Origin of the sequence: Shewanella halotolerans (assembly GCF_019457535.1) — a bacterium.
Lineage (GTDB): Bacteria > Pseudomonadota > Gammaproteobacteria > Enterobacterales > Shewanellaceae > Shewanella > Shewanella halotolerans.
The window spans coordinates 249105-272186 of sequence record NZ_CP080417.1 but is presented as its reverse complement, the minus strand read 5'-3'; the positions used below and the strand labels follow the sequence as shown (position 1 = coordinate 272186).

Annotated in this window: 18 protein-coding genes; 10 read left to right on the top strand and 8 right to left on the bottom strand. The window is 53.0% G+C overall.

Translation table 11 applies throughout. The features are described from left to right. Positions 1 to 74 precede the first annotated feature (74 nt). Together K0H81_RS01315 and K0H81_RS01310 are read left to right on the top strand one after the other, a co-directional pair. Entirely contained in the window at positions 75 to 2153 is a 2079-nt protein-coding gene (locus K0H81_RS01315) for a S9 family peptidase (RefSeq protein WP_220059625.1), read from the top strand. 144 nt (positions 2154 to 2297) lie between these two features. Continuing rightward, positions 2298 to 2876 carry a lipid-binding SYLF domain-containing protein gene (locus K0H81_RS01310; RefSeq protein ID WP_011864062.1) on the top strand — a complete coding sequence of 193 codons (579 nt, stop codon included), beginning with the start codon at positions 2298 to 2300 and terminating at the stop codon, positions 2874 to 2876. Positions 2877 to 3385: 509 nt separating this feature from the next. Here the strand turns inward: K0H81_RS01310 and K0H81_RS01305 are convergent. The 6 genes from K0H81_RS01305 to K0H81_RS01280 all read right to left on the bottom strand — a co-directional run bounded on the left by K0H81_RS01305 (position 3386) and on the right by K0H81_RS01280 (position 11340). Next, positions 3386 to 4246, bottom strand: a complete 861-nt coding sequence (locus tag K0H81_RS01305; RefSeq protein ID WP_220059624.1) for a DUF5677 domain-containing protein — start codon at positions 4244 to 4246, stop codon at positions 3386 to 3388. A gap of 132 nt (positions 4247 to 4378) precedes the next feature. After that, positions 4379 to 5443, bottom strand: coding sequence for a hypothetical protein (locus K0H81_RS01300; protein ID WP_220059623.1), 1065 nt, complete (start codon positions 5441 to 5443; stop codon positions 4379 to 4381). A gap of 140 nt (positions 5444 to 5583) precedes the next feature. Then, entirely contained in the window at positions 5584 to 6141 is a 558-nt protein-coding gene (locus tag K0H81_RS01295; RefSeq protein WP_220059622.1) for a DUF2441 domain-containing protein, read from the bottom strand. Positions 6142 to 6813: 672 nt separating this feature from the next. Then, on the bottom strand, positions 6814 to 7335 hold the full coding sequence (locus tag K0H81_RS01290) for a hypothetical protein (RefSeq protein ID WP_434086874.1): 522 nt from the start codon (positions 7333 to 7335) through the stop codon (positions 6814 to 6816). Positions 7336 to 7596: 261 nt separating this feature from the next. Further along, positions 7597 to 10635, bottom strand: a complete 3039-nt coding sequence (locus K0H81_RS01285; RefSeq protein WP_220059620.1) for a molybdopterin dinucleotide binding domain-containing protein — start codon at positions 10633 to 10635, stop codon at positions 7597 to 7599. 9 nt (positions 10636 to 10644) lie between these two features. Beyond that, complete coding sequence (locus tag K0H81_RS01280; protein WP_011864051.1) at positions 10645 to 11340, bottom strand: 4Fe-4S dicluster domain-containing protein; 696 nt, start codon at positions 11338 to 11340, stop codon at positions 10645 to 10647. Positions 11341 to 11888: 548 nt separating this feature from the next. On the opposite strand from K0H81_RS01280, the gene K0H81_RS01275 reads away from it, so the two are divergent. The 7 genes from K0H81_RS01275 (at position 11889) to K0H81_RS01245 (ending at position 20674) form a co-directional block, all read left to right on the top strand. Beyond that, on the top strand, positions 11889 to 12854 hold the full coding sequence (locus tag K0H81_RS01275; RefSeq protein ID WP_220059619.1) for a LysR family transcriptional regulator: 966 nt from the start codon (positions 11889 to 11891) through the stop codon (positions 12852 to 12854). Positions 12855 to 13043: 189 nt separating this feature from the next. Continuing rightward, on the top strand, positions 13044 to 15257 hold the full coding sequence (locus K0H81_RS01270; RefSeq protein WP_011864049.1) for a molybdopterin-dependent oxidoreductase: 2214 nt from the start codon (positions 13044 to 13046) through the stop codon (positions 15255 to 15257). Positions 15258 to 15267: 10 nt separating this feature from the next. Further along, positions 15268 to 15813, top strand: coding sequence for a 4Fe-4S dicluster domain-containing protein (locus K0H81_RS01265; RefSeq protein ID WP_041511798.1), 546 nt, complete (start codon positions 15268 to 15270; stop codon positions 15811 to 15813). Further along, positions 15813 to 16427, top strand: coding sequence for a TorD/DmsD family molecular chaperone (locus tag K0H81_RS01260; protein WP_220059618.1), 615 nt, complete (start codon positions 15813 to 15815; stop codon positions 16425 to 16427). Before K0H81_RS01265 ends, K0H81_RS01260 begins: the two co-directional genes overlap by 1 nt. 64 nt (positions 16428 to 16491) lie before the next feature. Further along, on the top strand, positions 16492 to 17472 hold the full coding sequence (locus K0H81_RS01255; RefSeq protein WP_220059617.1) for a formate dehydrogenase subunit gamma: 981 nt from the start codon (positions 16492 to 16494) through the stop codon (positions 17470 to 17472). A 139-nt stretch (positions 17473 to 17611) separates the two neighbouring features. Further along, the gene (locus K0H81_RS01250) at positions 17612 to 18700 is read left to right on the top strand and encodes a porin (RefSeq protein WP_220059616.1); all 1089 of its coding nucleotides are present in this window, start codon (positions 17612 to 17614) and stop codon (positions 18698 to 18700) included. 75 nt (positions 18701 to 18775) lie between these two features. Beyond that, positions 18776 to 20674, top strand: coding sequence for a methyl-accepting chemotaxis protein (locus K0H81_RS01245; RefSeq protein WP_220059615.1), 1899 nt, complete (start codon positions 18776 to 18778; stop codon positions 20672 to 20674). A 10-nt stretch (positions 20675 to 20684) separates the two neighbouring features. On the opposite strand, the gene K0H81_RS01240 is transcribed toward K0H81_RS01245, so the two are convergent. Continuing rightward, the gene (locus K0H81_RS01240) at positions 20685 to 21593 is read right to left on the bottom strand and encodes a LysR family transcriptional regulator (protein WP_258406350.1); all 909 of its coding nucleotides are present in this window, start codon (positions 21591 to 21593) and stop codon (positions 20685 to 20687) included. 113 nt (positions 21594 to 21706) lie between these two features. Here K0H81_RS01240 and K0H81_RS01235 point away from each other — a divergent pair, with 113 nt between their 5' ends. Beyond that, positions 21707 to 22657, top strand: a complete 951-nt coding sequence (locus K0H81_RS01235) for a cysteine hydrolase family protein (protein ID WP_220059613.1) — start codon at positions 21707 to 21709, stop codon at positions 22655 to 22657. A 1-nt stretch (position 22658) separates the two neighbouring features. Here the strand turns inward: K0H81_RS01235 and K0H81_RS01230 are convergent, their stop codons facing one another. Then, positions 22659 to 23018, bottom strand: coding sequence for a YkvA family protein (locus K0H81_RS01230; protein WP_220059612.1), 360 nt, complete (start codon positions 23016 to 23018; stop codon positions 22659 to 22661). Positions 23019 to 23082 lie beyond the last annotated feature (64 nt).

Genomic DNA, 23082 nt, shown 5'->3' with positions numbered 1-23082 from the left:
TGCGTTAATGTATCCGGGCTTAACCACCTCAATTAACAAGAATTACTCAAGCAATCACTAGAGAAGGGATCAAGATGGGAAGGGGATATCAACTCACCGCGTTGGCGGCGATCTGTGCGGGCGCCATGGGACTGAGCAACGGCGTATTGGCCGTCGAGCGTACTCACCAGATCACCACGGATGACTTTTTCACCATAGGCAACATGGGCAATGTCCAGCTCAGTCCAGATGGCAAACATGCACTCTGGCTAGAATCCCGCTGGGACAAGGAGCTGGACAAGGCGCAGAAAGATCTCTGGCTTATCGATACCAAGTCACGCAAGACCAACCGCCTCACCTTCACCAACGAGAGCGAGTCCAGCCCTCAGTGGAGCCCGGACGGCAGCGCCATCTACTATCTGGTCAAGCAGAACCGCGAAGACAACAAGGCCCCCTACAACGGCAAGGCTCAGGTGTTCAGAATCAACCTGGGCAGCACAGAGGCCGTCCCAGTCACCAAGGAGGCGGAGGGAGTAAAACAGTTTCAGCTCAGCCAAGATGGCAAGAGCCTCTACTTCCTCACCAACAAGACCACCACAGACAAAGATATCTGGGCCAAGGTAAGAGGCAAACACGGCGCGCCTAAGTATGGTCACGGCAAGGTCACCACCAACCCCCTCTACAAGCTAGATCTCGACCACTACCAGCAGAGCCTGGTACTGGACGATGACAAGGTGGTGTGGAACTTCAGCGTCAACCAGGACGCCAGCCAGATCGCCCGTATCACCACTCAGGACAACGAACTGGTTAACCTGGAAGGCTGGTCAAACATAGAGGTATTCAACACCCAGTCACAGCAGAACAAGGTGCTGGAAGACAGCGCCTGGCGCGAGCAGGCGCCCTCGCCTTACGGCTGGCTACTGGGCCTGGCCTGGCATGAAGACAACCAACGCCTGGCGTTTCGTATCGACTTCGACGGCCACCCGGGCAAGCTGTTTGTGGCCAAGCCTCAGGATGACAAGGCCAAGCTAATTCAGGTGAAGACAGAGGGTGATGTCACCTTCAACTCCAGCGACATCCATTGGCGGCCAGGCAGCGACGAGCTCTGCTATCGCGGCTACGACCACGCCAGGGTCAAACTCTTCTGTAGCGAAGTAGATAACCAGGGGCAAGGGGACACCCGTACCGTACTGGCAGGCGATCTGGTGATGGGCAGCTATAGCTTCACCCACAATGGCAAGAAACTGGCCTTCAGCCACAACGGCCTGGATCATTTCAGCGACCTCTTCATCGCCGACGCCGCCAGCAAGAAGGCCAAATACAAGCGCCTGACCAACATCAACCCACAAGTCGACAGCTGGGTCCTACCAGAGATCTCGGTAGTAAAATGGACGGCGCCGGACGGCAGCCAGGTGGAGGGGATCCTGGATCTGCCCGCTGGCTACAAGAAGAGCGACGGCCCGCTGCCGCTGATCGTGCAAATCCACGGCGGCCCTACATCGGCCACCCCTTATGCGCTTCAACACAGATCTTACGGCCGCGCCACCTTCACCGCCAACGGCTGGGCACTACTCTCGCCTAACTACCGCGGCTCTACCGGCTATGGCGACAAGTTCCTCACGGACCTGGTGGGCCAGGAGCATGAGATCGAGGTGGCCGATATCATGGCCGGTGTCGATCATCTGATCAAACAGGGCATCGCCGACGGTGACAAGATGGCGGTGATGGGCTGGAGCAACGGCGGCTACCTCACCAACGCCCTCATCAGCACCACCAACCGCTTCAAGGCAGCCAGCTCGGGTGCCGGCGTATTCGACCAGCGTCTGCAGTGGATGCTGGAAGACACCCCAGGCCATGTGATCAACTTCATGCAGGGCCTGCCCTGGGAGAAGCCAGAGGCCTACACTCACGGCTCGTCGCTGACCCATGCCGACAAGATCAAGACACCGACCCTGATCCACATAGGCGAAAACGACCAGCGCGTGCCACTGGGTCATGCCCAGGGTCTCTACCGCGCCCTGAAGCACTACCTGAATGTACCGGTCGAGTTGGTGGTGTATCCGGGTGAGGGCCATGGTCTGAGCAAGTACCAGCACAGACAGGCCAAGATGGACTGGGACAAGCTGTGGTTCGAACACTATGTGCTGGGCAAGCAGATGGACGAAGCTAAGTAATATTGCCGTAAGGCCATTCGTTAGCTGAACCCGAGCTGACATCAATCGAAAAAGCGCCAATTTTGGCGCTTTTTTCATCAATGGCAGTTTTCATTCTTAATCAGTCGAACTATGCTAAAACCATCCAAATCGATGGAGGTCATCATGCATAAGTATCTGTCTACCCTAATTCTAAGCTGTTGTGTGGCATTGGGATTATTGACGTCCCCCATGACGCTCGCCGCCGACAGCTACAGCGAGGCGATCGCCAACTTCAAGAAAGCCCCGGACACCCAGAAGTTCTTCAACTCCGCCTATGGCTACGCCATCTTTCCCACAGTCGGCAAGGGCGGCATAGGCATAGGTGCCGCCTACGGTAAGGGACGTGTCTATAAGGGCGGTGCCCATACCGGCGACTCCAGCCTGACCCAGCTGTCCATTGGCTTCCAGCTCGGCGGACAGGCCTACAGCGAGATCATCTTCTTCAAAGATGCCAAAGCTTATCAAGAGTTTACCAGCGGCAGCTTCGAGTTCGGCGCCACCGCCTCGGCAGTCGCCATCAATGTCGGCGCCAACGCCCAGGTAGGCACCACAGGTAACTCGGCGGGTGCAGGCCACTCGGGTGCCAACAAGGCCGCCAGCGCCGCCTACATCAACGGCATGGCAATCTTCACCGCCGCCAAGGGTGGCCTGATGTATGAGGCCGCCCTGGCCGGGCAGTCTTTTACCTTTGAACCCAAATAGTGGACATCTGGTAGGGAGTCAGATGGCTCCCTCCTTTCTTCCAACCTCTGGGACATCTTCGATAGTCGGCTTGATAGTGAATCAAATCGGTTTTCTAGGAGGTGAATCTTCGACTAGCTCAGGGGTTTATAAAGGGGATTTGAAGCCATAGCTTCATGGTGAACTTATTGCCTGCGGCAAGCCATTCGTGCAGGTACTTCTGAGGCACGCTGTTAACCCATCCTTGGGCGCTCTACGGCAGCATCCATGCTGCCGAAAGCCTCAGACGCACCTACACCAAGTTTTCCATCTCTTCGATTTGGCCGGTTTTGAACCTAACAGTAAAGTCAAAAGCAAAATCATTTTTGGACAATTCCGAGTTAAATCCTTAACTCTAACTTGTCAGTTTCCGATAAAAATTTCTATGGGATACGCCCACTTAAGCGGACAAAAATAGTTGGTTAAAATGAGAAGCGAAGCGGAACCTAACCAACTGTTTTTGTTCCGTTTGAAGTGCTTGTTATACCGCGTTAACTCTCAGCATGTAGCTTTTTATACATACCTGTCCATTTATCAACTAACTTATCTACCACAGGATCTTTATGAGCGTGAATTGAATTAAATTCATTAACTAAAGTATGTACCTCTTTTACCTTTGAATTCAGCGCTATAGATAAGCCTGTAGCCATTAGCATTGAAGAAACTAATGTTAAATCGAGTAAATTATGAATGTGAGCCTGATTCATGAGTGCTTTTTCTTCTTCTTCTCTCTGCTGTCTATCAATTATTACGCCGATGCCCGATTCATCGGCATGTATTAAGTGACTACTAATACCGTAAGAATGAACGAAAGAAGAAAAAAGGTTTTTATCAAAATGTGGCTTTGTCCAACCATCGAGGGCCCGTATCATTTCACTGAATGACCATTTTTGTTTCAGAGATCTTCTTTCCTTTTTCGGCCATTTTTTTCTGATTACATCTTCTTCATCTTCAGATAAAACCATGCCATCCAGAAGGATTTTGCCTCTGTCTTCAGCTGGAATTATAGTTCTACTTTTTTTAGCTTTCTCTGATTGTTCAAGGCGATTTATTTCATATAGATCTTCAAAGTACTCTTTAATCAATTCTTTCCTAATATCTTGGGGAGAATAACAGACAAAGCACATCCTTACGGTACATTCCAAAAGTGGTCTGGCTATTATTTCAGCATCCCAATAGGACCCTGACTCAATAAGAGTATAAATAGCGTTAGACCTCTGAACTGCAAAATCAAAGTGCTTCCAATGCATTGACACTAACTCTGGTTCACTCTCATGGTGTTCGATTAATAAATCTGTCATCAATGAACCGAATTCATTTGCTAGTGCTACGTACCTTCCTAATAATTCCATATATCTGACTACAGCTCCAAAATTTGATTTGCGGTATAACGCCCGCCTCAACGGCAGGTAAAGCTGGCACTGGTTTTGCTGGGTTTTAGGCAAAACGAGTGCCAGGTTTGACTGTCCGATTGCAGGCGCTTGTTAAATTTCTTCCTCATTCAATACTCTACTACCTTCGTATTCAACAATGTTCTTCAATAGTTTTGGATGCTTATCCTTTAGCTCCAATAGTTTCCCGTAAAATTTATCTTCTTCAACATTAGGAAACATATAGCTGGGAGTTTTCTCTCCCTCATAATCAAAATCTTTATCAAGGTGAATAATGAAATCTAAGTCGGTAATAGCGATATTACGATCATATTCACTGAATAATGGTAATCCGCAATTCTGCCGTAGAATCCTTTCTGGCTTATATGTTTTAAACAGATCGAAATCTTTAATAAGAAACTCTGTTTTCTTTACTGGCGGATCTCTAAAACAAAAACCGTAAATAACACCTTTATGATCGCCCTTTTTAACTTTCGAATGATAAGCACGACCTTCTGAGTTAAATTGAAATTTGTAAGTAGCAAAAAATATTGCAGTCTCTATATCGAATGAGATATCGAGTCCAGCAGTTTGTGTAGCATAATGTTGCTCTACACGCATTATGTCATATGCAAATGAACTGCCTAAATAGATGTCTGGATTATTTGGCTCTAACTCATGTAGTAGACGGCTTAGACTTCTTTCTTCTTTATGAACAACATTGAAAGAGTAAAAATCACTATTCTGTCTAAAAACGCCAGGAAATATAGAAATTTCTCGACCATTTCTATCAGATCTAACGGGATTTGGAATCTGCCTTTTGAAGGTGTATTGCGAAGTTTGTCCTCGAAATGACATTCTGCCTTCATTTATATAGTGCTGACGTCTTGGATCGGACAGTATATCTTCGATCTCTTCGTAGTTTTTGGCTGTATACTCAACAAAAGGCGGGAGTTCAGGAAAGCTGTAATCACCATGAATGTACTCAATAAACTTATCTATATCAAAATTACTTGATAGGCCTTTATTGCCATACATTTTGTCACTAACAGCCTCCCACGGCGTAGCACCAAACCCACCAAAGTTTCTAATTATATAACCCGAGTCTATTACTTTTTCGATTAGATCTTCCGATACTTTTCTTTCGCGCAAAATCTCAACAAGTCTTTCTTCAAACAAAATTCAATTCCCTAAATAAACTTAGCTACGCTTAAAATTTAACGCCGCATTAAGGTGTGAGCGACGCTTGGCTATACTTGAGCGATGCGAAAATGCCAAGCGTTGCGAATCACTCTTAAATGCTTTGTTATAAAAATTATTTACTCTACTCTCGATCCTATATAAACATCTCCACTGATTAAAACCTCTATGAACGAGCCTCGCTTCTCATGGGCGCTTAGATGTTGATCTTCTTCGATCTTTTTACCAAGCCAGTAGTGTCTATAGTAATATTCGAAAGCGCTAAACTCCCTTGGGAACTGATGATCAAGCCAAGTCATATCAAGCTTCATGATTGGCCCATCGGTATGAACTTCATAAATCGTAGGTTTAGTTTTATGACCATGCCGATTAGCATATTCATATGCTTTCTCAACGGACTCTACAGCAAAAAAACAGTTCAGTCTGGAGACTAAATCTAATTCTTTTAAGTGAGGATGCTCTATTCTAAAGAGTTCTAGAAAGTATTCTCGATAGCTAGAATCATCTAGGAGTGCGACCTTATCGGGGAGTGGTTTGCTACAGAACTCATTAATTCCAAGTCGCCTAAACCTTGCCTGATATATTTGTCCAAATTTCGATAAAGAACCATTACCTAGTTTAATGTGCATATCTTCTTTTAAAGATCCCGTCACATCTGCATGGTAGAACTTTTTCACTTCAAATCCTTATTAAGCTAATTTATTTTTATAACATTTTATTAGTGCGCATGCGCGTTTACCTCGTTGGACCAGTGAAAACGCGCACAGTTAACTATTTGTATACAATGAACTTATCAGCATTTTGCTAAATATACCATCTGGGAAAACGCGCATGCGCGTTTCCCAAACCTATTATCTACTTAACGAATAGTATAAGCAGTTAATTTTAATACTATTTATTTAGTCAGAAATGAGAAAACGCGCACGAACACAGGATAAAAATCGTTCAAAATCCTTATGGTTTTAATATGACTGTATAGTTATCCAGTTTTTTTGGTTGGGGAGTAGTGAATTACATCACGCTGGTGTAGCGATGAAAATTGCTAGGCCAGAAAGTCTGTTAGATACTGATCCCCCGACGACTAATTAACTCACTTTGGGGCAGCTATTAGCTCCTCCATCACACTCAATACGGCCAAATCGAAGAGACGTTTAGATACGGGTGTAAGCACGCTTTTGGCCCTCGGCGACAGGACGTCGCCGTGGAGCGTATAGGGATATATTCACAGCGTGCCAAAAGAGTGCTTGCACATCCCTCGCCGGGCAGGCGCTAGATATCAGAGAAGGTTCGACCTTCAAAAAACTATCAAATACCCACTCAGCCCGATGCTAAACGTCGAAAAAAAGAGGCTACTCATGCCCCCATGGAGTCGGCGGCAAGGCAACCGGCTTGGCCAGATCAAACTCCACCTTAAAGTCTCGGTTCTCACGGGTAAGGCGGTAGATAAACTGGCTGTCGGTGATCCCCATGTGCCACACATTGGTGACCGACTGGGTCAGTCCATTTTGTTTGAAGTTGTCAATAGAGTAGGCATCGACCGGGAAGGATTGCAGCTCGGCGCTGCCGCCATCTTGGGTGTCGCCGCCATACATGGTGACCTTGTCTTCGCTACCATCTTGATGTCTGTGATCGTGCTTGAGGCGCAGCCCTGTCTCTGTCTTGGTGATAACCCAGGTGCGGGAGTGATCCTCACCCACATGAAACGGCACCTTGAGCTCGCTGTCGCTACACTCGCGCACATGCATCACCAGACGCTTGCCAGAGAAAGCCGAGTCGGCGCTGTTGCCCGCCGTCACCTTGCCCTCGAAGGCCTGGCCGCAATGGGCGGCAATCGCATCGAAAAATTGACTCTGCTCGGTCGTGGTCGCCATTGCAGGGGCGGCTAACAATAGGGCGGCGCTAACACCAAGTGATTTGGCGCTAAGGGATAGTGATAAGGATAGTGATAGGGAATGAGTCATCTTGTTTTTATGCTCCATCAAATTGAACCTTCACACTAGCACGAACAGATAAATTGAAGCTGAATAAAAAAAGCCCCCGAAGCCGAGGCGACGGGGGAAAGGTTTACAGGATAACTATGTTTAGAAAAACTATGGTTAAAACTATGCTTGGTTAATGATTCGATTCAAGGATCAGGCTTTCTCCACCCGCACCGGAATGCCGTGACGACAGTTGGCTCCGGTCCAATAATCGTTGAGCATACTGGCGGCGCCGTTGCGGGTCGGATCCGCCGGGATCATCTGGTTCACCGCCGTGCCGCCGGCGCGACTGGCGATTCCCGCTAATTTCTCGCCGTTGATGATGCGATCGTCACCGCCGAAGCCCTCGCTATGACCAAAGCCGTGGGAGACACAAACAGCCCCCTTGGCGACCCCCATATCCGTCTGCAGGGTGCCGACACAGGGCTTGCCGTTGGCGGTCACTATGCGCACACTATCGCCATCCTTCAGCCCCTGGGCCTTGGCGGTATCTGTGTGCATATAGACGAAGTTGGTGGGACTGATCTCACCGATCCGCTTGAAGGCCACCGCATAGTTAGAGCGCACCGTCGCCTTGTAGCTGGAGAACAGCAGCGGGTACTCGCTCTGGGGCCAATGGCTCTCCCAGGTGTCGCCGTTCCAGAACTTATGCTCCTGCAGGGTCGGCGTGCCTGGGTAAAACTCGCCCGAGTAAGCATGACGCAGCTGCGCTACCTCCTGATGATAGATCTGCAGGCACTTAGGCCCGGCGCCCTTGATGAAGTCACCCTCATAACGATCATCCGCCTGGTAGTAGCCACCGCGTGACAGCAGGGCCTCGACCTTGGCGGCCTCGTCGGCGGTAAGTCTTGGCTTGAGCGGCTTCATGGCGTAATCCAACCCGGCCCACAGGCGATCTTCCTCGGTCACCTTAGGCAGCTGCTCGCACTGCGCCGCCACGTTGGCCAGGTATCTGGCGTGCCAATCCTCGAAGGTTAACAGGTCCACCTTACGGCCATCGCTGGTCGCCAGGGCACCCTTACCGAAACCAGGCAAATCGAGCTTGAGGGCGATATCGATCAGCAGCTGCTCCATACAGATGTGCTCACCCGCCTCATTCTTCTCGGTTCTCGGAGTCACCACAGGCGATGCCGCCACCACGCCCAGTTTATGGGCGCCCCACATGCGATCCGCCGCATACTCTTCAAGCATGGAACGGTCCGGGATCAGGTAATCGGCGTAGCGGTTGGTCTCGTTCATATGACAATCGATCCCCACCACCAGCGGCAAGCGCTTAGGGTCGGCGATGCTGGCCACCACCTCCTGGCTGATGGACGCCGCACTGTAGAGGAAGTTATTGCGCCAGTTGAACAGCACCTTGGCGCTGTAGGGGTCGCCGTTGGCATGGCTGGTCCACTGCTCGGCCGCATTCATGGCGGGCAGCACCTCGTGCCAAGGGGTACTGGCGGGATAAGGGTTCTTGCCCTGCTCCACCTTAAGACGATATTCGGTCGAGGCCTCGTAGGCGCCATCGCGACAGGCATTGACGATACCGTCCAGCGACACGCCGCCTTCGATGTTGGCCAGATCATACAGACCTTCCATGCCGCCGATAGGGCCATTGCCATAGATGGCGCCGCCCTTAGCATCGTGGGAACCCGCCAGGGTATTAAGCGTCGCCCAGATCCAGCCCATCACGAAACCATCAGATGAGTTGGTGCCGCCGTTGCCTGCCACACAGGCCTTGCGGCCATAGTGCGCCAGGTCTTTCGCCACCTGACGCATCTCTTTGATCGCGATGCCACTGCGCTTGGCATACTCCTCCATGCTGGTGCGCTGCGCCTCGGCCCGCAGCAGATAGAGAGACGACATCAAAGTCACCTTACGACCATGACTGTCGGTGACACGTTTGCTGACAAACAGCTCGGCCTTATCGCCTGACTCCGCCGACGCTAAGGTCTGAGTGCCCGCCTTGATGATCAGCGCCTCGTCACCACCCAAACCGAAATCTTTCGCCTTGGCAAACTTGCGATACTCTGGGTGCTTAGGATCCATCACCACCAGGTGACCTGAGTTGGTGTAGTTAAGCTCACCCGCGGCCTCGGCCGCCTTCTGGCTCGGATTTTCTAGGTGCGACTTGTTAAACCACTGCTCCTCGAGCATGGTGCGGATCACCCCAAAGGAGAATGCCGCATCCTGACCGGGTTTGACCGCCAGCCAGGTGGCATTGGTATCGGCGGCGACCGTGGTACGCAGCAGGGGATCGACACACACATATTTAAAGCCACGATCCACACGGCTGTTGGCAAGACCTCGACCGACGCGGTTCAGGCTGACACCCGATGAACCAGGGCTGGTGCCCATAAACAGGCCATACTCGACGTTTTCCCAGTCGACATCGTTGAGCCATTCTTCGAATCCGGCTGCCATCCCCAGGCTATAACCCGTTGCCTGGGCGGCACCGCAGTAGGCGTGTTTGGTACCTAAATTGACTGTTCCCCATGACTGCATCATGAAGCGAGAATAGAAACTTCCGCGCAAATAGTCTTCGGCGCAGAAGGTGGCAAACAGCTGATTCGCTTTACTGCCAAATTCGCTATGGCCCGGCTTCACCTCTTGATCCAGCTGACGAATGGCGCGCAGGCCATCGACATGGCCTTCGCCGAAGAGATCGCCCCCCTCGATGATCTCGGCAAGTGCCTGTTCATAGCTGATGGTGACCCACTCGCCAGCACCACGTTTGCCGGCGCGTTTCAGCACCCGAGTCACCCGGCGCTCATCGTCAACCGAGTCGACGCAGCTCGCCCCCTTGGCACAGGTGGTGGCGCGATTCTTCAGCCCAGCCTCTCCCGCCAGGGCGATAAAGCTCTGCTTCACCTCTGTGTTCAGCGGCAGTGGTGAGCCTGAGTTGTTCTCACAATAGGGGTTGCCCCCTACCTTCAAGACTCTGTCTGTCTTCTCATCCACACGCACCCTGAGGCCGCAGATGTTGTAACAGCTAAAGCAGCGGGAATAGGCGGTGCGCACCCCTGCTGTCTTTTGCCATTTACCCTGGGCATCGAAGCCCCCTTCGGCTGCTACGGGATGACCGAAGCGTGAAATGTCCTGGGTCTTCTGAGGCTCAGGCTCGGCATCGACTCGACTGCAGGCGGCACCTGTAATGGTCGCGGCAGATACCAGACCAGCTTGAGTTAAAAACTTACGTCTATCCATCTTTGACTCCTAGCGCTGCCAATCGAGGTAATTGAGATTCAAAATGGCTTGATCATCGGTCGATGTCGGCAAGCCAATGTAGAAGATATTGGGCGAGGTGCCAGCCTCGGACAGCATGGCGTAGACCTTGTTGTCCCGCACCAGCTTAGAGACCTGGCTGTCGGGATCGTTGAGATCGCCAAAGGTACGGGCACCGCCGATACAGGTCTCGACGCAGGCAGGCAACAGCCCTTGGGTGACGCGGTGAATACAGAAATTACATTTCTCGGGCGGGTTATCCAGGCTCTCATCTTTGCGGCGCGCGCCATAAGGACAGGCATCGACACACAGCTGGCAGTGAATGCACTCTTCGTGGTCGATCACCACTATGCCATCTTCCTTGCGCTTATAGGTTGCCTCTACCGGACAGACCTGAGTACAGACAGGATTATCACACTGGTTACATTGGTTCGGCACCGCAAGGGTGGCGATGCGCTCACCCAAGCTCAGGCTAGCCTGATTGACGCGGGTACGGCATCGACCCGCATCAGTTTGATTTTCAACGGAACATGACACGGTACAAGAGAGACAGCCGGTACAACGTCTGACGTCAAACACCATGGCATAGCGTTTTCCAAGGGTTTTCGCTTGTAGCGTGCTGGCGGGCACCAATGAGAGCAGAGCTCCACCTGCCGCCATTTTTAAAATCGAGCGCCGATCTAACATAACGAGATCCTTAACTATGTTTTTCTAAAATAAAAACATGACTTCTGGAAGGTTTCTTATTATTTAAAATACACACGCAATAATAAAACTTGCAACAGACAATAAAGCTATAAATTGAAAACTAAATAGAGATCACGATTCAAATAAAAATATAAATTCGATGAAATTATTTATAGAGAGCGGGTATAATAGAATCGATAAAAAGACGAACATCTCATATTAAAAATAAATTTAAATTTGATGAAATAAAATCGAAAGTTCACAAATCGAACAGTTATCCCGCCTAAACAGGAGCTTAGGCGCACCCTAGAGATAGCAAGGCCTAGCCTATAGCCCGCCCACAAGTTGTTCGTTCGTACCAGTTAGCCTGAAAGATATATAAAGCCTGCAAATTTTAAATATCGCATTTTGCAAAATGCAGATATTAAAACATGAGAAGTAATGCAAACTTTAAATAATGGCCATATTAAAAGTGTGACTTTCAACACTGAACGTGTGTAGATATATATAGATGATAATAACTCAATATATTTACCCAGTTCACAACCATGAATAAGATTGACCAACTTAATTACAATCAATTAAAAGTGTTCATCGCCGTCTATGAACACGGGCAGAGTCATCAGGCTGCCAATGAACTGGGAATCACGCCTTCAGGTGTGAGCCGCACCCTAAAGATCTTAAGAGACATATTTAAAGACTCCCTCTTTATTCGTCGCTGTTCCGGTTTCGTCGCGACGGAGAAGACCCACCAGCTGATCCCTATGGCCAGAGAATTGGTGGCCCACTATCAGAAACTCGAGATGCAGCACTCGGTATTTACCCCGGCTGAATCGGGCGGCCAATATGTTATTCACGCCTACGATGAGTTCATCTACCCAGTACAACAGGTGATCCGCAACGAGATCCTCACCGAGGCGCCCAACATGAAGTTTGATGTCAGGGTGCTGACCCATGACTGCAGTAGCGATCTCGCCAATGGCGATGTCGACTTCGTGGTGGTCTATGAAGGCTTCAACGGTAAGAACCTCAACGCCGAGATGTTTTCCGCCACCGACAATCTCTACATCCTGGCGCGCAGCGGCCATCCGCTCCTCAAGCAGGAACTCACCCTAGACAACATCACCCAATATGCCTGCCTAGAGATAGACAACTATGACGACCTGAGTTGCCCGCTGCTGGTAAACCTCTGCCGCGAAGAGGAGCTGTGCATGGAGGTCGACGGTTATACCGACAGCGTGGCTACCGCCATGCGCCTACTGAGCGAGTCTGACGCCATCACCTTAGTTTGCAACGAATTTACCCGCCAGTTCGTCGACATGTTGCCCGCTGTGCAGTGGGTCAAGCTGCCCGAAGAGCTGGCCAAGCGTTGCCGCATTCGTCGCCGGGAAAACCGCGAGATCGGTAATTACCTCTTATATGGCAACGTCAATCAGTCGGCCGCCTTTAACTGGGTGAAGTCTAAGCTCATCTGCGGCCTGGAAAGCGCTTGGCGCAGGGCGGCAGAACGCTGACAAGGATTTTGATGGCGAGACCGACAAGCTACCAGAGGCACTCTTGCATACCCCTTTCGCAGCTGGTCTTGCCATCTTTTTAAATCGAAAAACGATAACAAAACAGGTATGCAGCGAGTCTTTGACTCACAAACATTTGAGCAATGTCTGTAAAAAGCGTCCTAAGACGCATCAAGATGGGGAACACTTATGAAAATGAACAGACGCACCTTCTTGCAAGGTGTCGGAGCCAGCTCCGTCGTCGGCTCGCTATCCGGTCTTATGCCCGGCATAGCCAGTGCAGGCGAAAAAGGCGGCGCGCCCGACAAACTCTTGAAACGCCAAGGAGAAATTAAGTACCACACCTGCCAACGTAACTGCGCCGACCGCTGTCTGTTGAAGTTCACGGTACAAAACGGCCGCATGACCTACGTGGAAGGCGCTTCAGAGCTGAAGAAGATGGGCACCTCTCCCTGCGTGAAGGGCCATGCCTATGTGCAATACACCTATGCCGCCGACCGTATCCTGCACCCGATGGAACGCGCGGGCAAGAAGGGCGAAGGCAAATGGCGCCGCATCTCTTGGGATGAGGCCTATGACAAAATCGCCAGCCGTCTGCAGCAGATCATCAAAGATCACGGTGCCGACTCTATCCTGCCCTACAGCTACTCTGGCCACGAAGGGGTTATCGGTAAATACGGCGGACCTAGCCGTTTCTTCAACGCCGTCGGTGCCCGCAAGCTCGACCGTAAGGTGTGTGTGTTCGCCGCCTATGAAGGCTTGAAGTCGGTAACTGGTACCTACCAGGGCCCGGATCCATACGACAACATCTACACCAACTGCTACATCTCTTGGGGCCAAAACGAGACGGCCACCAACGTACACGGCATCAAGTTCATCAACCAGGCCCGTGACCGAGGTGCCAAGCTGTTGGTGGTTAACCCAGTGCGCACCCCTATCGCCTCTCAGGCCGATATCTGGTTGCAGCCTAAGCCGAGTACCGACACCCACCTAGCGACAGGTATCATGAAGTACCTGGTAGAGCATGACCTAGCGGATCTCGAGTTCATCAAGGCCAACACCCTTGGCTACGACCAGCTGCTCGAGCGCCTGAACACCATGAGCTACGAAGAGATCGAGCGTGTCACCGGCGTGCCTAAGGCCAAGATGTTCGAATTTGCCCGTGTCTATGGTGAGTCAGAGCTGTCTGTACTGCGTCTGGGTTACGGTATGCAGCGTAACTACAACGGCGCCCGTATGTCTCGCGCCATCGCCATGATGCACGCGGTTGCCGGCCAGTACGGCAAGATAGGTAACGGCTTCATCTATGACAACACCCAGGCCGATGACAGCCTGAACTACAGCAAGGGCCGTGCGGATCATATCCACCCGAATCCAGACACAGTTGGCCACGTCAACATGACGGAGATCGCCAAGGCGCTCGACCCAGAGAACCCAATGGCCTATGGCAAGCCGATCAAACCGATTAAGGCGGTGATCAACTACAACGGTAACTTCGTCTCGGTTGCTCCCGACTCGAATGCCTGTCGCCGCGGCGCGATGCGTGATGACCTCTTCCTGGTGGTTCACGACTTCCTGATGACAGATACCGCAGAGCTGGCCGATATTATCGTACCGGCAGCGACCCAGTTTGAGTTCCCAGACATGGGTACCGACTACAACTGCTATCACATGCAGACCTCTGAGAAGGTGATCGAGCCACTCGGCGAGTCTAAAGACAACTGGATCTTCTTCAAGGAGCTGGGCGCCCGCATGGGGCTAGACCGCTTCCCTGAGATGCGTGTGGACTATGAGCAGATCCTGCGTGACTTCCTCGACACTGAGGAACCCGCCTTCAGACACAATAACATCACCTATGAGCAGATCATTCGCGACAAGTTTGTCACCGTCTATGACCAACGCCCTTACTTCGGCGACGGCAAATATAAGACGCCAAGCGGCAAGATCGAATTCTACTCAGAGATGATGAAAGAAGCCGGCTACCACCCAGTGATCGACTTTGGCCTGCCGGAAGATGAGATGGTACAGGAAGAGAAGACACTGCCGTTCCGTCTGCTGTCTCCTGCCATTCCGCAGCGCGCCAACAGCTCTTTCTACAACGTGAAGTACATTCGTAACTTCCCGGCCTACTTTGCCAAGATCAACGCCGAAGATGCCAAAGAACTGGGCATTCAGAACAACGACAGGGTAAGGCTCAGCAACCAACGTGGTGAGGCCCACTTTATCGCTCAGGTCTCTACCCAGGTGGTCAGAGGGACTGTCATGGCGCCGAAGAACAACTGGCGTCGCATGGACCCACAGGGCAAAGATAGCTGTACCAACAACCTCACCACCGACACCTTGACCGATATGGGTGGATGCTCTGCGTATCATTCCACTCGCGTCGCGATTGCCAAAGCCTAAGGAGTAAACGATGTCGTTAAATAAGAAAGTGGGCTTTGTGTTCAGACAAGAAAACTGTGTCGGTTGCGGTGCCTGTACCGTTGCCTGCCAGATCCACAATGAACTGCCCGAGAACCATAGATTCCGTAAAGTCGATCGCTATGAAGTGAAGCGTGACGATGGCGCTATCGATGTCTGGTTGTCCCACGCCTGTATGCACTGCGAAAACCCAGCCTGTCTCATGGTCTGTCCGGCGAAAGCCTACCATGTGCGCGATGACGGTATCGTGGTGCTGGACCGTGAGAAATGCACGGGTTGTGGCCTGTGTGCCAGCGCCTGTCCTTACGCGGCCGTCAGTATCCGCGAGGACGACGGCAAGGCAGACAAGTGCAACATGTGTGTGGAACTGCTGGACCGCGGCATGAAACCCGCGTGCGTGAGTGGCTGCCCGGTAGAGTGCCTGGATGTCGGCAATCTGCAAGAAGTGCTCAAGCGTCCATCGGCAAGCAAACAAGGCATAGGCTACGGCGATTGCATCACCAAACCTAACCTAGTGATCATTAAGGAACGCGCATAATGACAGCAGAATATGGCCCAACGGCAATGGCTTACCATGCCTTCAAATCTATGATGTTCGCGCCCTCGGATACTCAGGCTCTCGCAGGCTTAATCGCCTACCTGGAGCAGGAGTCGCCAGACAGCCCGCTACTCATAGAGGCACGCAAGTTCAGTGACGACGCATCCGAATTGGAGTTTGATTTTAATCGCATGTGTATCGGGCCATACAAGCTGTTAGTCGCCCCCTATGAATCGGTTTACCTCAGTGGCAATCATCAGATCTTCACCGAGGAAACCGTCAGGGTGGCCGAGTTCTACCAACAAATTGGTCTGGTCATCGACGATAGCTTCAACGAGCCGGCCGACTTTATCGGTAACGAACTCGAGTTCCTCTATTGCCTGCACGCCATGGCCGCCGAGCAACAAGCGCTGGAAAACAGCGAGCATGTTGAGGCGCTCAATGAACTCGCGGCGGAGTTTCTCCAAACCCATCTTGGGCGTTGGATAACCCCCTTCTGCGAGGGCATTGCCAAACATGCGAAACAGCCTTTCTGGCCGCTGTTGGCTCACGAGCTACTGCAGTTTATCAATCAACAACTTCAAGCGGCGCCCAGCCTAGACGGCGCCGAATGATCGACGAATCTGCCTGGCGACAGGCAGATTCCAACGCGACAAGCGATGTCGCAAGGAGTTTTCAATGAGTAAAGCAATAAGATGGTTAAGCCTTATTGTGCTCGGTCTGTTTGCATCCAGTTATGCACTGGCCGAAGAGACCGCCACCCTGCAGCCGCAGCAGTGGCAAACCATTCAGGAGCACGCCATCTCTGGTGATATTCCTGAGATCCGCGGCCTGCCGACCCAGCCTGAGCTGCTGATGCCGGCGTCGATTCCACAGCAGGCCGACGAGTCGCTGCTGAGCTACCTGGGCGCGACCGATACCATCGCCTTCGCCCTGTTTGCCAGCTTGTTTGGCGTAACCGCCCTCTTCATCCTATTCGTGGTGGTGAACGGCGTCTCTAAGCTGGACCATGGCTTCTCGGGTAAGCTGATCAAGCGTTGGTCGGGCCTTAGCGTCAGTGTGCACTGGCTGGGTGCCATCCCTTGCATCCTGCTGATCCTTACTGGTTTAGTACTAGGCGGCGGCCGCTTCTACTTTGAGCCTGGCATGAACGCCGGTTCCTGGTCGGCCCTGGTGGGTCTATCCAGCAGTCTGCATGAGTTGATGGCCTTCCCCTTCATCCTCGGCTATGTGCTGATGGTCCTGATGTGGGCGCCTAAGCAGTTCCCCGCAAGCTATGACCTGAAATGGTTTGCCGTACTGGGCGGCTACATCAACTTCGGCAAGAAGCAGCACCCCGATGCGGGCTTTGCCAACGCGGGTGAGAAGCTATGGTTCTGGGTATTCGCCCTGTTCGGCGGTATCATGGTGGTCTCTGGCCTAGCGATGATGTTCCCCGAGACCTATGGCGTCACCAAGAACACGGCCAATCTGATGCTGGTATTGCATATTGCCTCAACCGTCATCATCAGCGCCTTCTCTGTGGTGCATATCTTCATGGCGACCGTGATGTCCGAAGGCGGCATGTCAAACATGACCTCTGGCTACTGTGACGAAAACTGGGCCAAACAGCATCACAACCTCTGGTTCGCCGACCTGAAAAAGGCTGGCAAGGTTTAACCAAAACCAGGCCCATGGCAGATGTCATGGGCCTATTAACTCCCTTTTTTTAAACGCCTGCGGCGCCCCTATCCTCCATCGACAAGATGGCAGGAGGGAGACTCGCATGCCTAAGAAAACCAATTGAAGGCAGAAAGCCATGAAAAACCATAAGATTATTTTTCGCACCTCAATGATCGCCGCCGCAATGGCACTCGCTTCTACTCAGGGTTATGCCGCCGAGCAGCCCCTGAGTGAACAGGTCGAGGCACTCAACCAGCGCATTGCCCAACTAGAGGCTCAGGCTGCGCCGTCACAGTTCAAGAATAGCGAAGTCAGCCTCTACGGCTCTATCCGTCCGACACTCAGCTACCTCGACGACAGCACGGATGAAACCTGGGATGTGAGAGACGCCCTCTCTCGCGTCGGCATCAAGGCCAGCACTGAGTTTGCCGACGGCTGGCGCGCCATCGCCCAAGGGGAATGGAGCGTCGATATCGCCAACTCTGGCAACTTCGGCAAGGCGAGACAGGCCTATGTGGCCATCGCATCCCCCTACGGCCAGGTGGGCATAGGTAAACAACGTCCGGCCCAATACAGCCTGATCGCCGAATACGTGGATATCTTCAACCACGGCAACAGCCCTTACGCCTACGACCATGAAAGTCCCTTCTTCGTCGACAACTTCGTGACCTACAAGCTGGTGACTGGCGGCTTCACCTGGATGGCCGGCGCCCAGTTTGACGGCGATAAGGGCGACACAGGCGCGGATTTCGTCAACATAGGCGTAGGTTACGATGTCGGAGCCCTGCATCTGGGTCTGGGCTATGTCACTCAAGACAGTTTGGAGAACGGCCAGGTAAACGGCGACAACCAGACCCTGGGCGGTGTGGTGGCCTATACCTTCGATAACGGCCTCTACCTGGCGGCAAGCTACCAGGACAAGCAATACAACTTCGATAATCAGGTGCAACATGGCGATCGCAGCGGCAGCACCTTAGATACCGCCCTAGCCTATCCACTGAGCAACGAGTACAAGATCAAGCTGGGCTACTTCCAGTTTAAAGACGGTATCGAGGATATCAGCTCTATGGACTATGACGGCTTTAACACCACCCTGGAATGGAACCCGCTGGCCAACGTGCGCGTACACCTGGAGTACCTGGATAAGAACTACGACAACCTAAACGACGATCGCGCCGTTACCGTCGGCTTCCGCTATGACTTCAACTTAAACTGGAAAGACTAACCTCCCGACCAGGCTCCCTCCAGAAGAGGCCATCTCTGGCCTCTTCTATTCCACACCTCATGGAGTTAGTAATTGATGGGATTCAAGAAATCACTCGTGGCCTCCATGGTCACCTTAGTCGCCCTCTGTCTGTTGATCTCGAACTGGCTCTCCTACGTCCAGATTAAAGAGGCCACCATCGCCAGGGTTAACGACAAACTCACCGGCGTCACCCGTAACGAGTCGGCCAAGGTTGCCACCTGGTTTGGCGCCAAGGCCCAGGCCATGGATGAACTGGCCCAGCACTACCGTCTGGGGAGTTACCAGAACAACTATGTCAACACCGCGCGTCTCGCCACAGACCTCTCCGGGGTCGCCCGCATCTATTTCGGCTTCGATGACGGCAGCGCCTACTCCACCGAAACCGGCGACAAATGGCTCAACGGCAGGGCGATCCCCGGCAAGTACGATCCCAGAACCCGCCCCTGGTATCAGCAGGGTAAGGCCACAACTCAGCTGGACGTCACCGACATCTACATAGACGACGGTACGGGCCACAAGGTGATCTCCATCCTGAAGAATCTGGGCGACGGTGTGGTGCTGGGTGATATAGAACTCACCTATCTTCATGATGTTGTCAGCGCCATAGATTATCCTGGGGCGGTCGCCCTCATCACAGATCAAACCGGCAAGGTATTGGCGTCAGAGTCCCCCACCCTGGTCAGTGGCAGCCGCTTCAGCGACTTCGGCCTACCTCAGGTGCAACAGAAGATCATCGGCAGCGATGAGGTGATGCAGGAATATCGCATCGACGGCGTCGATAAGCTGGGCTTCTCGAAAGCCATTCCCCTGGTTAATGGCAAGCAGTGGTTCCTCTTCATTGGCCTGGATAAGTCGAACGCCTATGCCGTGGTCGATAAGGCCCTTACCAGCGCCCTCGTCTCTTCCGCCGTCATGTTGCTGTGCGCCATCAGCATCTTGCTTGGGGTCCTGTACCTCCTCTATCGCCCTATCTTGTCGCTCAAGGCCATGGTTACCGAACTGTCTAAGGGCAACGGCGATCTCACCAAACGACTCGAGATACATAGCGAGGACGATCTGGGGCAGATCTCCACGGGGATCAATCAGTTTATCGCCAACCTGCAGGCCATGATGCGCGAGGTGCTACAGGCCTCGGCCCATATCTCAGGCAGTGTCGAGCGACTCAATGGGGAGACAGAGACCAATCGCCACATCCTCTCAGCTCACACCAAAGAGACAGAGCAGATCGTCGCCGCAGTGGAAGAGATGAGCGCCACCGCCAACGACGTCGCCCAAAATGGCAGCGAGACCGCCTCCTTTACCCAACTCACCAACGAACAGGCGCTGGCATCGAAGCAGGTAGTGGCCCAGGCCACAGAGACAGTCAACCGCCTGGTTAGGGAGGTGGAACATACCGCCGACAAGATAGGCCAGATCGACCGCGACACCATCAATATCACCCAGGTGCTCAAGGTGATTGGTGACATCGCCGACCAAACCAACCTACTGGCCCTCAACGCCGCCATCGAGGCCGCTCGAGCCGGCGAGCAGGGACGGGGATTTGCCGTGGTGGCCGACGAGGTGCGGGCCCTTGCCGCGCGCACCCAGGACAGCACGGCGGAAATTGAGGAGACACTAAGCAATCTCAGAGACGCCTCTAACAGCGCGATCCACTCGATGGAGGTCACCAAGCAGACTTGTCTGGAAACCGCCAGCACCACAGAGAGAGTCGCCACGGATCTCGACGCCATCGGCAGTTCGGTTAATCAGATCAACGATCTGAACACCCAGATCGCCACCGCCGCCGAAGAGCAAAGCTCTGTCTCGGCCGAGATCACCCGCAACATGAGCGCCATCTGCGACATGGCCAACGAACTGGCTCGCAGCGGCGAGTCGAGCCGCAACGAAACCGTTAACCTGGCCACCGCCAATCAGCAGCTGGAACAGATAGTTGGACAGTTCAAACTCGACTAAGTCTAAAGTACTAACCACTCACAGGGGCCTTCTGCCTGAAGGCCTCTTTCAACCTCTCCACTACTAAACGCAACGCCAGGGGTAACTGCTGCTGATAGGCGTGAATGGCAAATACCTCTCGCGACGGACCGCTGTGCTCGGGTAGCACCCGCTGCAGCTTGCCCTGAGCCAGCTCAGCCTCGATAAAGATAGAAGGCACCAGGGCAATGCCGACACCTGCAATGGCGCTGTTGATGGCGCTAATGGAGGTGTTGACCTTGATCTCCTTAGCCGCCTCGAAGGCCAGACCACTAGGGCCTTGCAGTACCAGAGGCCGCTGCCAGGGGAGGACTATCAAGCTGTGGCCCCGCAGACTCTCCGCCGTGATGGCGACGCTGCGGTTGATATAACCAGGGGCTGCCACCAGGACGCTGTCGAGTCGGCCGATAGGAATAGCATGATAGCCGCTGTCTTTCTGCGGCCCGACAGAGATCGCCATGTCCAGGTTGTGCTGCAAGATATCCAACCGGGCATCGTCATAATGCATCTCTGGCAGCAGCTGCGGAAACTCGCCGCAGAGTTCGGCAATGATGGGGGTGAGCAGCGGCGCCTCGAAGGCCAGGGGCGCGGTGATCGCCATTCGCCCACCGGGCACCGCCTGCTGGTCATGGGCCGCCTCCAGGGTTTCGGTCAGCAAGCGCCACAGCTGACGACTGCGCTGAGCCATCGCCTCCCCTTGAGTGGTGAGATGCAGCTGGCGGGTACTGCGGGTCAGCAGCTTGATGCCGAGATCTTGCTCCAGCTGGCTCACATACTGGCTCACCGCCGACTTGGTATGGCCAAGCGCCTCCGCCGCGGCGGTGAAGGAGCCCTGATTGACTACCTCATCGAATACCAGCATCTGATATGCCAGCCGCTTTTGTTCGTTTTTTCTGAACATTCTTATCAACCAAGACCTAAATATCACAATTAAAAATAACAATAGACTGGCGCCTCAACAGATTCAAGCGACTAGTCCTAACAACTAGTTCCAACGACTAACGAGGAGCCAACATGAGTCAATCTATCCGCCAAGCCGTCATGCAAGCCAGCCAAGCCTGGATTGCCGATTTCAACCGTCAGGCCTTTGCCGACTGCATCGCCCGCTATCTGCCTGGGGCGCAGATGCAGGTCTCCCCCTTCGGCCGTTTCGATGGCATAGAGGCGATCAGCCAATTCTGGCTCGGCTTTGCCCAGCAGAATCCGGGTGAGCTGGTCTATCGCAATGTGGAGATCAAGGTGCTCAGCGACAAACAGGCGATACTCTCGGCCAACTGGCGAATGAACATCGCCAGCGGTTTCATCAGTAAGGAGTTGTGGACCCTGGCCGACGACGGCCACTGGTATCTGGAAGAGGATGATTTCAGCGTGCTGACCCAGCTGAGCGAGCCCCTGGCGCCACAGATGCGCAGCGCCCTGGTGCTGGTGGATTTGCAAAACGACTATTTTAAGGGTGGCCGCTTCGCGCTGGATAACTGCGAACAGGCGGCGACTAATGCGGCCAAGCTGCTCCATCATTTTCGCATCAATCAACTGCCGGTGATCCATGTGCAGCATATCTTCAAGGATCCCGAGGCGAGCTTCTTCCAGGCAGGCACCCAGGGCGTGGAGATCGCCGACATGGTCGCGCCAAAGGGCAATGAACCCGTCATCATCAAGCATCATGTGGACAGCTTCATCGACACAGCTCTGTCTCAGACATTGATCGAGCTGGGCATAGACAAGCTAGTGGTCGTCGGCGCCATGGCCCAGGCCTGTGTGCAGACTCTGTGTCGCAGCGCCGTCAAGGCAGGCTTCGAGTGCGAGGTGATAAGTGATGCCATTGCCGCCCCGAGTCTCTCTTGGGAGAGTCAGGATCTAAGCGGCGAGCAGCTGGTGGCGGCGAACCTCATCTCGTTGAGCTTTGGTGGCGCCAAGGCGGTCAGCCTAGATCAGTGGTTAGTCGAGGCCAAACTGGCAGGCTAGCTCAGTCGAACCAAGCCGAGGTCTTGGCAGCGGCCTGCTGCTTCACCTTGTCATCGATATACATGCTGACCATGGCCAGCGCCGCGGCCAAAGCGCCGAGATCATCTGAGAATCCCACCACGGGAGTGAGATCCGGTATGGCGTCCAGCGGCGTGATGAAATAAGCCAGGGCGCCGAAGATCACCGTCTTGGCCCACTTGGGCGTGTCCGGCCTTTGAGCCGCGTAATAGAGGCACAGGGCGTTGTCGATCACCTCGCGCCCGGCCTGCTTGGCAAACTGCTTAACCTTGTGCCAAAAACCGTCGTCACTGTAGCCTTCGATCTTAGCCTCACCATTTTGGCCGCAATGTGAGTCACTCATTGGAAGCTCCTGTGCAATAAAAAAGGGGAGTCATTAGATACTCCCCTTTTTTCATCGTTTTGAC